12 protein-coding genes and 1 tRNA gene are annotated in these 12,693 nt (G+C 40.8%); 12 read left to right on the plus strand and 1 reads right to left on the minus strand.

Going from position 1 to position 12,693, the window contains the following annotated elements:
• Window positions 1-16: 16 nt before the first annotated feature.
• Entirely contained in the window at window positions 17-691 is a 675-nt protein-coding gene (locus tag prwr041_RS10425) for a hypothetical protein (RefSeq protein ID WP_207153721.1), read from the minus strand.
• A gap of 189 nt (window positions 692-880) precedes the next feature.
• On the opposite strand from prwr041_RS10425, the gene prwr041_RS10430 reads away from it, so the two are divergent.
• From prwr041_RS10430 to prwr041_RS10485, 12 genes are all read left to right on the plus strand, one after another.
• Complete coding sequence (locus prwr041_RS10430; protein ID WP_207153722.1) at window positions 881-1,417, plus strand: hemerythrin domain-containing protein; 537 nt, start codon at window positions 881-883, stop codon at window positions 1,415-1,417.
• 144 nt (window positions 1,418-1,561) lie between these two features.
• Window positions 1,562-1,646, plus strand: a tRNA-Ser gene (locus prwr041_RS10435).
• 200 nt (window positions 1,647-1,846) lie between these two features.
• Window positions 1,847-2,212: a DUF1304 domain-containing protein gene (locus tag prwr041_RS10440; RefSeq protein ID WP_207153723.1), complete on the plus strand. Its 366-nt coding sequence runs from the start codon at window positions 1,847-1,849 to the stop codon at window positions 2,210-2,212.
• A gap of 707 nt (window positions 2,213-2,919) precedes the next feature.
• Window positions 2,920-3,798, plus strand: coding sequence for a tyrosine-type recombinase/integrase (locus prwr041_RS10445; protein WP_207153724.1), 879 nt, complete (start codon window positions 2,920-2,922; stop codon window positions 3,796-3,798).
• A gap of 382 nt (window positions 3,799-4,180) precedes the next feature.
• Window positions 4,181-4,780, plus strand: a complete 600-nt coding sequence (locus prwr041_RS10450; RefSeq protein WP_207153725.1) for a DUF3575 domain-containing protein — start codon at window positions 4,181-4,183, stop codon at window positions 4,778-4,780.
• Between the two features lie 27 nt (window positions 4,781-4,807).
• Window positions 4,808-6,277 (plus strand): tetratricopeptide repeat protein, encoded by a 1,470-nt coding sequence (locus prwr041_RS10455; protein ID WP_207153726.1) that lies wholly within the window; start codon window positions 4,808-4,810, stop codon window positions 6,275-6,277.
• Between the two features lie 57 nt (window positions 6,278-6,334).
• The gene (locus prwr041_RS10460; RefSeq protein ID WP_237072215.1) at window positions 6,335-7,456 is read left to right on the plus strand and encodes a hypothetical protein; all 1,122 of its coding nucleotides are present in this window, start codon (window positions 6,335-6,337) and stop codon (window positions 7,454-7,456) included.
• Between the two features lie 87 nt (window positions 7,457-7,543).
• The gene (locus prwr041_RS10465; protein WP_207153727.1) at window positions 7,544-8,647 is read left to right on the plus strand and encodes a hypothetical protein; all 1,104 of its coding nucleotides are present in this window, start codon (window positions 7,544-7,546) and stop codon (window positions 8,645-8,647) included.
• Between the two features lie 32 nt (window positions 8,648-8,679).
• Window positions 8,680-9,585 (plus strand): FimB/Mfa2 family fimbrial subunit, encoded by a 906-nt coding sequence (locus tag prwr041_RS10470; protein WP_237072216.1) that lies wholly within the window; start codon window positions 8,680-8,682, stop codon window positions 9,583-9,585.
• Window positions 9,586-9,610: 25 nt separating this feature from the next.
• Window positions 9,611-11,287, plus strand: coding sequence for a DUF4906 domain-containing protein (locus prwr041_RS10475; RefSeq protein WP_207153728.1), 1,677 nt, complete (start codon window positions 9,611-9,613; stop codon window positions 11,285-11,287).
• Between the two features lie 105 nt (window positions 11,288-11,392).
• Window positions 11,393-11,602: a four helix bundle protein gene (locus prwr041_RS10480; protein WP_207153729.1), complete on the plus strand. Its 210-nt coding sequence runs from the start codon at window positions 11,393-11,395 to the stop codon at window positions 11,600-11,602.
• Between the two features lie 575 nt (window positions 11,603-12,177).
• Window positions 12,178-12,357, plus strand: a complete 180-nt coding sequence (locus tag prwr041_RS10485; RefSeq protein WP_207153730.1) for a hypothetical protein — start codon at window positions 12,178-12,180, stop codon at window positions 12,355-12,357.
• The last annotated feature ends 336 nt before the right edge of the window (window positions 12,358-12,693 follow it).

A 12,693-nucleotide genomic window follows, 5' to 3' on the forward strand; every position in this document is an offset into this window, starting at 1 on the left:
CACTACATCCTTTTTTTTATGCTTGTTTAGCTCCGTATCTGTCTATAAGTATATGTTTCTTACCTTGTATACCTTCAAAATAAGGTGGCTCACACCTTAGTTGCATATCGTCATAAATAAACTCAGCAATCACGGTGTCTTTTCCGTCAGGTAGTATAAGTCCCATTTTTCCGTTCTTCTTTGCGATAACAGGCATCATACATAAATCATCAACATATACGTATGGTGTCCTCAGAAAATCATAAAGTGGGTGTATGAGGATTTTTCCTTCATGATCTTTAATGCCAAACTTTCCGTTTTCTTCAAACACACTATGAAACTTGATGTATTTTCTTTTTATTCGCTGTATATATGCTACTGTTTTTCTAGGATTGCTTATCATTCTATGCCAGTAACTGTATGTGTCAGAGTAGTTAGCTGCAGCCCTCACAATCACCATTTTCCAATCAAGTCCACTAATAGCTTTTCTGTTTAGGTCTATGTATTTAGCAATGGCTTTTTCTTTTTCAGGAACACTTAGTTTCGACAGCGATTCCTCAAATCTCATCATAATATTTTTTGAACCCGACATGCCTTTTATGTATCTGTGTATCTGTCTTGACATTTCACAGCATACAAATTTGTCTATTTCCGCCAACTCAATTTTGTCAACGTATAGCTCTTCGAAATTATCAGCTGTTATTCTTTTCATAATATTTACCTCCGTTTCTCCAAAAATACGAACTTTTCCTGATTCAGTAAAATTTTTAATCGTTAAATTGCTAAAACTATGTTATAAAACACGTCTTAACTAATATTAACCACATAGAGGTCACAAATGTTACCTTATTATATAATCATTTTCTTCTACCTTTGCCGACAATAATAAGACGTAGAAAATATGAATACTATTTATTCTTTTGAGCAATGGGATATCGATTTATTGGTTGATTACATTCAGAAAGTTCATCATCGTGGGATACGAGAAAAAGGCCCAAAGGTGCTTAATAAATTAATAGCTGTGGCAGAAATCCACAAGGCAGACGCTCCAAATCTTCTAAAGGTAACAGATCATTTCCGTAATTCTCTTTATGATCTTGATGTGCATTGCAGTAAGGAGGATAACATTCTCTATCTTTATGTTTTAGAGATGTACGAGGCTTATGCGCAAGGTCACACAGTTCCGCCGTTTCATTGCGGAAGTGTTCAGAGTCCAATAAATGCAATGATGGCTGATCATGACGAGGAAATATCACGTCATAATCGCATAGCCGATTTGACTAATAACTACACTGCTCCAGATTCTTCTGATGATTATTATGTAGAAGCAATGCAATTATTGCGAGAATTTCGTCAGGCATTGGATGAACATGTGGCGATTGAAAACAAGGTTCTTTTCCCGATGGCTGTTAAATTGGAGACAATGGTACTGCGCTAGAAAACGTCTTGAAAGGCAATAAAACGGCAATTATTTTTAAAGAAAAGCGATTTTTTTTGAAAAAAGTTTCAGAAATATTTGGAGGATTAAAAAATATCCATTACTTTTGCACTCGCTTTAAGAAACCAAGCTAACATCATCAATGGAGAGATGGTAGAGCGGTCGATTACAGCAGTCTTGAAAACTGCCGTACCGAGAGGTACCGGGGGTTCGAATCCCTCTCTCTCCGCAAAGTCCTCAGTATTATTACTGAGGACTTTTTTTTATTTATTGCTGTATGTAAATTATTATGGCTAAGTTCGGGCGACTCTGTGCCTACTGATATACATGTTGTATCAATAAGTAGTTTCTTTAATTTAAATAGACCTCATATTCAACTTATTATATAGAAATGATTGGCATTCCGAAAATATTTTGTATCTTCGCCTTATGAATATTCTAACTGACATTTTTGTGGTGCTTGTGGTCATAGAGTTCGTGTATATTTTCTATCTCGAAACTATTGCTACAACATCAAGGAAAACTTCCGAGACCTTCGGTATGACCAAGGAGGTTTTGGAGGGTAAGAATGTGAATGTACTTCTGAAAAATCAGGGAGTGTACAACCTTCTTATTGCCGTGATGCTATTAATTGCCTTGTTTATCATGCACTCTAAAGGAACGATAGTCCTTCTACTGAACTATATCATAATCGTAGCTGCTTACGGAGCCGTTAGTTCTAACCCGAAAATATTCCCTAAACAGGGCGGACTAGCACTTATCGCGCTTATATTATTATTGATCTTCGGTATATGATTTTCGGAAAGAGTACTTTGATATTTTGCAGTTGATGGATGGAGTCAGCACGACAGAGGATTCCTGTGCCCGATGTAGCATCTAGGAGCTGAGTTTCGATAAACAGAACCAAGTGATACGTATGGAACTGGATTCACATCTCGATGATGATACCTGCAATGACTTCTGCTCTCAGTTTCCTACAAGTGGATATTTTGAGAGTGAAGGCCCATATGGTTTACAATTCAAATCGATAACCATTACGCTTTATAGAACCTCATGAGCTGGTTATTATATAAATAAAAGGCATACGAGGGTAAGGGATCATTATCCCTCTCCTTCTGCAAAGTCCTCAGTATTATTACTGAGGACTTTTTTTTCTTATTGCTGTATATAAATTATTATACAGCTTTGGTCTAAAGTTTAATTTAAAAGTTTAGGCTCAGTTCCTATTTGCGCAGATAAACAGCAAACAACGTGAACAGCATTGTCTCCACTATGTGGTATCTGTCTTTCTCTGCGTCCTCTGCTTTAGCAGATACTGCAAATATATACAGTAAGGAGTATTAGTGGGGAATCGTTCTGTCTATTATTTTGAACAATATATATAATCCGTATTTAAATAATAAAGATTCGTGTGTTATTAAATTTAAAATAAGATTGTACTTTCTTTTTATTAGTTTTTGATTTGTATATTTGTAATTCACTTTTTAAATCATTATTATTTTATGAAAGTAACATTCTCTTCTTTTACACAGACATGTATTAACAAACAAAAAAGTTGCGGGAGCTTTTCTACTGCCCACCTTTATGGTTGTGCCGCTCACTCTTTCAGTGAGTATCTCGGACGTGACACCATCCGCTTCGGGGACATCACTACCCAAGCCCTGAAACTCTATGAGAAATACCTTATTCGTACTTCCCATTCCTTCAACACCATTTCTACTTACATGCGTATGCTCCGTGCCATCTACAACAAGGCGGTGATGGCTGGTCTTGCCCGATTTGTGTTCAACCTGTTCCATGATGTGTTCACGGGCATAGACAGAAACCACAAGAAGGCACTCGACGAATCTAATTTGAAGGAGATCTTGACTGGTGAGGTGAAAAGCCTAGCTCTGAAACGGGTTCAGTTAATGGCAGCAGCCATGTACCGACTTTGTGGAATGCCGTTTGTTGATTTGCAGCATCTTGGCATTCATTCGGTTATGGACGGTGTGTTGAAATACAACCGCCAGAAGACAGGGAGCTGTGTCAACATTCCCGTAAATAGAAATGTTCGCAACCTCATCAAGCTTCTCCCTATATCAGATTTAGACCTCAGCACGGAGATCGGCTACAAACGCTATCAGTCATTGCTTCGCAATTTCAATGCCGGTCTTAAACGTCTTGCAAAAGCCTTTGGCGTTAAGGTTTGCATTTCTTCCTACACCTTCCGTCATTCCTGGGCTACGAATGCGCTCCGCCATCATGTGCCAGTGGAGGTAATCAGTTCCGCCCTCGGCCATTCCGACATCAGGACCACACAGATATACTTAAAAGGTTTTGATGCAGAAGAAATAGGAAAGGCAAACAGCAAAGTCTGCAAATGTCTGAATGTAAGATAAGTATCAATGATTAGCCTTTTAAAAAGATATCAATAAATATCGAAAGTAAATAAAAAATGTAGCCGTTACTTTGTAAGTAACAGATACAACTAATTGTTGGGCAAATGTAGTTATTAATTTATTAAGTTATATACTAATTTGCATTTATTAACTAAAAAATAATAAAAACCAATAAAAAACATAACCAACGGGACATATGTAATCTTAATGCGTTTGATATAAACACATTTTAAACATAATTCGATGTACATATTGTTATCCAACGGTAGCACCTATCCGCTGGTTAGTTCCCTTTTTGTCTATTCTTATCCAACATTATTCCCCAATCCTTTCTGTTACTTACAAAGTAACGGAACGTGTAATAATAGAATAGATAAATTGGATGAGTAAATTAAAATTTCATAGTACGAATTTTAGAATAAGTGATATTATATTAAAGTCATTTTTGGTTTTATTGGTATCCCTTTCGTCATTGCGCCTTCAAGCGCAATATGTCGCCCTGAAGTCCAATCTGGTCTACGATGCCATAGCCGTGCCTTCGCTCGGTACCGAGGTGCGCCTTGACAGCACCCTTACCCTGAATGTTTCTTCTACCTATTGCCCTATATCATATAATGAGAACCGTAAATGGAAGAACTGGTCAGTCCAGTACGAAGCCCGTCACTGGTTCCGCAAGGCTTTCAACGGTCCTTACATAGGAGTTTTCGGCATTCACGGAGGCTTCAACTTAAGCCGCATTCCCTTTTTTCATCTTTCCCATCACCGTGCTGAAGGCAACTTCAACGGTGCGGGACTCACTTTCGGCTGGCATAGGATTCTTTCACCTCATTGGGGCATAGATACTTCCTTGTCTGCCGGCTACCTGCACTTGCGCTACCGCCATTACCGGGAAGGACGTTACGGCTACCATGAATATACAAGGAGCAGTGACTACTTCGGTCCTGTAGGACTTTCGGTGTCTTTGGTGTACATAATAAGATAATAACAATGAAATAATATTTATAGAGAAATGAAACTATTACAATCTGCATTCTTTCTTCTTGCCTTCTGCGGAGTAGCACCCGCAGCATCCGCCCAGACTGTCTACGGCGGTCAGATCTACGTCAATTCAGAGAACTTTACCCGTCAGGGAGACCTTCTCCGTGTGCGCATGAAGGTAAGCTATGACAGCAGCGTTGTGGGAAGCTGCGAGGCACTGACATTTACTCCTGTCCTAAAGACAGACAGTGCGGTTTCCGTGCTTTCCTCAGTGGTCATCAACGGTCGTGAGCGAGAGCGCGATGCTCACCGTACAGAGGTCCTTTCAGAGGTCCGCCGTAATATCCCCATCGTTGTCAAGGACAGTCATGCCGCCAAGCGCTACTTCATCTACGACACCACCGTTCCTTATAAGGACTGGATGCAGGACTGCCGCATGTATGTAGAGAGTGAGGAACTTAACTGTCAGGGCAGGAAAGGTCATGTCTACGAGGACCTTGTGCTGAAGAACATCTACCTCCATGACATGAGTAACGACAATCCCGATCCCAATGTTCACTATTATAATCTGATGGACTATGTACAGTTCCTTCAGCCACAGGGCTCAGATATAGATAAGTTCCACCGCAGCGGAGAGATTTCGATCTTCGGTAACAAGGCACTCGCCAAACTCAGTGGCAGCAGATTCAACCACACCGTGTTCAATACTATTGCCTCTGATGTGAAAAGCGAACTTCAGCGTTACGGCACAAGCCTTGTTGGTCTTCGTATCAATGGCTTTGGTGCTCCTATCGGCAACTATCGCCGTAACGAGAGTGAGGCAATGGAGCGTTCTCTTGATTTGAAGAAGTTCCTGATGAAGCAGAAGCTCACCAACCGTAACGACCTTAACGTAAGCTGGCTTGCAGAGGACTGGGATAGTATCTCTTCACTTGTAGCAGGTAGCGGCATGAACCTTCGCGATGCTGTTGTAGATATCATTAAGAATATCGACGTAGTCAACGGTCGTGAGCGTGAGATTGAGAATTTAGGACTGGGTATGCCGTATGCTTATATGAACCGCTTCATCTTCCCTAAGGTCTATCGCATCAAATATACGCTTACTTTCCGTCACGACGGCTTCGACAGCAATTCAGCCATGCAGCATCTTGGTTCCAACCCTGCAACAATGACGCTGGGTGAACTCTATGCCACAGCAGGATTCTACAAGAAGGGCTCTCGCGAGTACAATGATATATTGGATTTGACAGCTCGTCTTTTCCCAGATAATGCCGAAGCTAATATCAATGCAGCCGGTGTAGCCCTGACACGTAACGATGTAACGCTTGCGCATAAGTATCTTAAGCGTTGGGAGACAGATCCAAGAGCCTACTGCAATATGGGCCTCCTTTATCTTAGCGAGGGCAATCGTGATAAGGCAGAGGTTTACCTGAAGATGGCAAAGGCAGCCGGAGTTACTCAGGCAGACAGAGCCCTGAGCGAGCTGATGAAGATTAAATAAAGCATAATCAACAAAGTAAATAAAACGATTGATAATTAATATAGTAAATAAAGCCTTATGAAACATACATTATACATATCATCACTATTGGCGGCATGTATGCTTCTATTCTCCTGTGCGTCGGACAATACCGTCGTACCGGAGAACGGCACTCCTGAGCATGCCTCCGTCAATATATCGCTCTCAACAGGCATTGTAAGTTCAGGTGCCAAATCCGCAACGCGGTCCACTGGTGTTCTGCCTACGGACAAGGGTGGAACAGTCGGCGCCAACGAGGGAACTCTGAATCATATATGCGTGGGACTGTTTAACACCAATGACAAACTTGTGACGCTTTATGAGTATGATTACAAAGGAGATGAAAAAGTCCCCACCCGTACAGACGCAGTCAAGATGCTTGTCTTTGCCAATGTGCCTACCGGTGCATTTGTAGGAAAGTACACAGTAAGTGACTTCTATACAGTAGCCCAGGACTTAGGCTATACTTCCTCTGTAGACGGTAAGACTAAGACCGGCGTTACTTCATTCAACTCGCAGAGCATGAAGTCGCTGCCGATGATGTCTGATGTGAAGACTTTAAACTGGGGCTCAGGTACAACTCTGAATCCTACAGTAACCCTGAACCGTATGGTTGCACGCGTTGCCCTGACAAATATAACCTACAACTTCACTGGTTCATATACAGGTTGTACTTTTGCTCCTACGGAGATATTCATGTATAATGCCAGCAACTCTCTGACCAACTGGAATACGAAGTCTGTCAGCGGTAGCGTGAGTGGTGAGAACATCCCAGCAAATGCAAACACAGCCTATCTGGGCAGTGGAACTATCAGTTCATTCAGTAGTAGCAGTCCCTATTACTTCTATGTCTTTCCCAACAGCAGTACAACGGTACCGACCAAGTTGGTTATCAAGGGAACGTTTACCACAAAGAGTGGCACGACATATACAACATATTATCCAATCACGGTAAACAGTTCAGCCACAGGCAACATTATTTCCACTGTTACAGGTGGAACTGGTGACTCAAAGATTCTGAGCAACACCACATACGGTCTTGCTGTAACCATATCTGGAACAGGCGTTAACAGCGTATCTGATGAACTGACAGCGACCAATGTGACCGTTACCACCAGTGTAGATGGTTATACAAATGCCACAACTGCGGAACACTTTTAGTTTTCTAAGGTTTAACGATACAATTCGATTGTAATTCATTAAATAACAAATACATAGAATTAAGAATACAATTAAAAGAATTAGATTATGAATAAAAATTATTTGCTTTTATCAGCAGTGTTATCAGTATTATTGATGACATCCTGCTCTTCTTCCGACACGGAAGAAGGAACTATAACCAAAGGTAATCCAGCAGTTGTCAACTTGCAACTTAACGGAAAGTCTATGACCCGTTCAACCCCTTCTGATAATGAAAAGTATATCAAAGAAGGTCAGGCTGCAGCCTTTGATGCTTCCGGTGCCATAGTAGGAACCGTACAGAGCTTTTTAACAAGCACTTCTGCAACTCCTACTATCAGTACCACGACACAGGCTACTCAAGTTAGTGTAGTTGCTAATCCTGGTTCTACTTCTACATTTACGAGCATTGTAAATAAGACCAACCTGGAAGCAGTGACTACAGACTTGGCTAGTACAGCAAGCTCTGTTAAGACTGCAAATAGTCAGGACGAGAAAACGCTTCCAAAGTATGGTAATGCAACCCTTACTTTCGGCACTGATTCCAAGGCAAGTCCAATAGTTGACATGTACAACCTTGTAGGAAGGATAAAGTTGAATTCCATCAAAACCAACTTTACCGGAACGGGTTATGTAGATGCTACATTTACTCCGAAGGAAGTATTCCTTTATAATGCCAACACTGTCAGCACATTCGGCGGTACTGGTTCTTCTCCACAGACTGGTGAGAATACTGATAAAGCAGGTACTTATGCAGTTGCAAGTCCTACAGATTACTATTATCTGAGTTCAGGTCCTATTTCAAGCTATAATGAGACTTCTCCTACTGTCTATACGTTCTATACATTCCCTAACACAAGCGCAGCTACTCCTACAAAGCTAGTAATCAAAGGAGAGTTTAAACCCAAAGACGGCGATCCTGAAGTTGTTTATTATCCAATCACAATAAACAAATTGCAGACTAATACAACTATCACAAAGAATGGAACAGACCGTCCTGCAAATGATGAAAACGACTCAAAGATTGTAAAAAGTACAAGCTATGAAGTAATCATCACAATCAGTGGCAAGGGTATGGACGATCCTGGAAAGGACATTACTCCTTCTGAGGCAACAATCACAATGAATGTGAAGGACTGGACTGATTATGTTCAGGACGTAACTGTTAAGTAAAGATATAGAATACAATAAAACGAAATCGTATTATGAAGTTAAGATATTACCATCATCTACTGTTGCTTCCACTGTTGTCGCTGCTTGCCTCGTGCATCAACGATGACTATTCCGACTGCGTCCAATGCTCTGTCATTGTGTCGCAGACGGACAGTGTTGGCAATGCCTTGACAGCAAAAGTGAAAGGTAACATGATGGCATATCTCTTCATAGACGGTAAGTTTGACCGTATCGTCACGTCGGATCCAGACAGCAGCTATAAGATAAGCTATGACGGCAGAAATGGAAATGCGTCTTTAGTGGCCATAGGCAGTTCGGATAAAGACAGTGCTCAGATATTCACTCCCGCAGTAGGATCAGACATGAATTCCATATCTGTAAGCGTAAAGCGCGATCCTATCACGGGAGAATATATACTTCCGTCTTCACTATATTATGGCACTTATGCCATCAGCTCTCAGTCAGCAGGTATGAGTGCAGTATATGGTAATATTGTGATGAAGAAGAAACCAGCAACGGTTCATGTCGTTATCAGGCAGCTCAAGGAATTTTTCGGAGACAGGGATTATAAGGTCGTCCTGTCAGGATTCCGCAGTACCATGACCTTTGCAGGACAGATAACTGGAGATTCAATAGAATACTCCCCGTCAGCAGTCTTTGATACATCTAATCAACTGGTGACAAGTAGCATCAATACTTTTCCAACAATGCAGAATGAATACGTGACAGTATCCGTGTTCAGTAATCCTGACGGCTCAGGCAAGTCCCGCTCTTCAATGACGCAGCTTATCTGGAGTACCAACCGTGACAGTTATGGCAACAGGGTAACTCTGAATTCGGGTGACGATAAGGTTATCATCGTTGACTGCAGCAGCAAGCAGCTGATTTTAAATGTTATGCCTTGGAGTGAGTACTTACAGCATGTTGTAATACCGTAAATTTTAGATTATGCATGATACAATTATGATTAGAAGAATATCATATTTACTATATATATTATTTACATTGGCATTCGTATCTTCTTGTAACACGATGGACGACATGCTTGATGAAAACAAGGATGCTGCTACGCTGACAGTAAAGATAGCGCAGCAGGATCCTACGACAGTCACGCGTGCAATCAGTGACGCCATAGAAAATGTGAATGTACTTGTCTTTGATGCACAGGGGCATTTAGTAGGTAGTGCGTATGCATCAAGCAATCCTACAGCCGTATCCGTTTCTGCCAGAGTAAGCAACGGTTGTACAGTCTGTGCCATCGCCAACACTGGCAGCAGTTCCTATTTTGACGGTATCAGTACACTTACAGAACTTCAGGCAAAGGTTACTCCAGCCTTGGCATCAGCGGATGCACTTGGAGCAAAGAGCAATGAAATATTATATGGTACGATTCCTGGTGTAACGCTGAGTAGCGGAACAAATACTCAGACCGTTATTTTAAGCCGATTATATAGTAAGTATACATTTACAATAACCCCTTCAAGTGATATTGCAATAACCAGTTATCAGCTTTGCAATGTACCCAATGAATGCTATATAGCGTCAGGGAATACATCAAATCCAACAACTGGATTTGCAGGATTGAATTTTAGTGCAGTTGCAACTCCTGTTTATGCGGGTACTGTAGTCAATGCAGGACCATATTATATCTATGAGAATCTAGCTGGCACAGCTTCTGCTTCCAATACAGCAGAATTAAGAACTGCAGCTAATGCACCGAGCGGTTCTTCATATTTACTGATAACTGCAGGAGGAACAGGATATAATGCTGGATGGACATCTACATATAGAGTATATCTTGGAGGAGTAACAAATGCAACAAGTCCTGTTTTGGATTATACCAACTTCAATGTAAATAGAAATTTTAATTATCAATGCAATATTGCAATCTTTGGCAGTGGTGCTAATGATGCAAGGGTTACTTATCAAAGTCAAGGTACTCGTGCTAATGCAGTAACAGGTACAGCTACTCCTGGTACTTATCTCTATAGTGATGGCACAACAGGTACGTCAGGTACACCACCTGCTGGTACAACAGTAGTTGGTATCGTGTTCTCTAATCAGTTAAGCTCAGCCGAATACAGTAAAGGTTATACCCATGGCTATGCACTAGCTCTAAAAGATGCGAGTACAGGAACTTCTTGGGGTCCTTATGGAGTTGATGCAGGATTAACCAAAGTTACAACCTTTGCCGGTTATTATAATGATATAACTGCAGGTTATTATGGCACCTTTACGAAAGGTTACAATAAAAGTAATAGCAGCTATCCCGCATGGAAGGCAGCTAATAATTATAATGTGGATGTATCTGGTTTTAAAAATAGTGGTTGGTATCTTCCAAGTATAGGTCAATGGTGGGATGTTTGTGCTAATCTTGGTAAGGTAGACTTGACCAGTATGCAGGCAAGTTCGTCTAGTTATGGTAACGTTTATAGTACTGGTACAGCAACCACGAATGTAAATGCAGCTATAAACGCAGCTGTTGGTGGGCAAGCATTAACTTCAAGCTATTATTGGTCTGCGTCGGAGTGGTCTCCTGGCAACGCTCCGCGCGTTCACTTCTACAGTTCGGGCGTCGCCTTGGACTACCGCAGTAAGGACGGTACGGACTACTATGTGCGTGCAGTTCTTGCTTTTTAACTATTTATCTATTTAATAATTTATCTATTTTAAAAATATATATTATGTGTATAGAGCATCTTAAATACCGCCTGTGGCGGTCGCAAATATTAAAAAAGAGTAGCCATGGCATTATCTTATGACTTACCGATCTATCGTGATACAATGAAGTTATTGAGTTTAACAATAGAAAAGGCTAAATGTTATCCACGCTTCTACCGCTATACGGTTGGCGAAAAAATGGTGAATATCAATCTGGAACTATTGTCTCTGATATATAGAGCAAACAGCAGTTACGAAAAAAGCATGATGTTTAAACTTCTAAATAAAATATAATAACAATGCTTAATCGCATTGGATCAAAAAGAAAACTCAATTCTACGATGTCCCTGGTGACTCGTTCATGTGAAGAGTAGGTTCGTGAGAATCGAAGGACGTCTAAACAATTATCACTATAAATAATTAATGGATAGTTAGTTCTATTCATTTTCTTCGAAGGCCATTTAGTCTAAGAAGAGTACATCCTAGTGGGGATGTATTGGAGAGCCTTCACACGCGAGTGTGGGGGCTCTTTTTTTTTAAGAGCCCGCAGATTCCCTTATTTTTCCTTTTATTTTTTCCTTTTTGTTTTATTGCTCGTTCTTTGTATATGTGAACGGCATTATCTCCCGCAGATCTCGCAGATTTACGCAGACAAATGGCCAACAGCTTTAACTACATTTCCCCGCAGATTTATTGCTTCAACTTAAACGGCATTGTCTCTCGCAGATAGCGCAGAGGAATGCAGCAAGCTGCATTATTTCGCAGAGAAAGACAGTTAGTGTAGTTTTTGGTTTGTCTGCGTAAATCTGCGAGATCTGCGAGAGAATCGGCCGTTTACACATACAAAGGAAAAATAATATAATAAATTAATGGAAACAACAATAACGGCCGTTCACGCGTTTCTCGCGGAAATAAAATTCAGAAACCAAGGAAAAACGGTCTCTATTGCTCACGTATTTTCGGAAAGCTGGCATGAAACACACCTAAAGGTGTCAGGAAAAGCCAGCAGAAAAGTTCCCGTTAAGTTATCTGCAAAGAAAGCTCATTAAGGAGTATTACTCAATAGAATTTCTCAAAGGAATTTCTTGTAGTTTTTCTTGGCACCTTTAGGTGCGTTTCCTGTAGGCGTTTTTTGAAACTCAAGCGAATAATGCAAGCGAATTTTTTGATAAAGAATTTCGGCTGCACTCAACATAGTTCAAGTAAACTTGACTCTGTATTCACTGGCACGAAATTTCTTCTCTGAAGAAGTTTTCTCGCCATGGCAAAATAAACAAGCTTCCTCTGCGCATGACTTAGCGAAAACTTTCCTTCGTTTCTGCATTTTATTTCCGCGAGAAACGCGTGAACGGCCGTTTGAACACATAAGGAAAGAGCAAGCAAAA

The sequence above is a fragment of the Prevotella herbatica genome (assembly GCF_017347605.1).
GTDB classification, from domain to species: Bacteria; Bacteroidota; Bacteroidia; order Bacteroidales; family Bacteroidaceae; genus Prevotella; species Prevotella herbatica.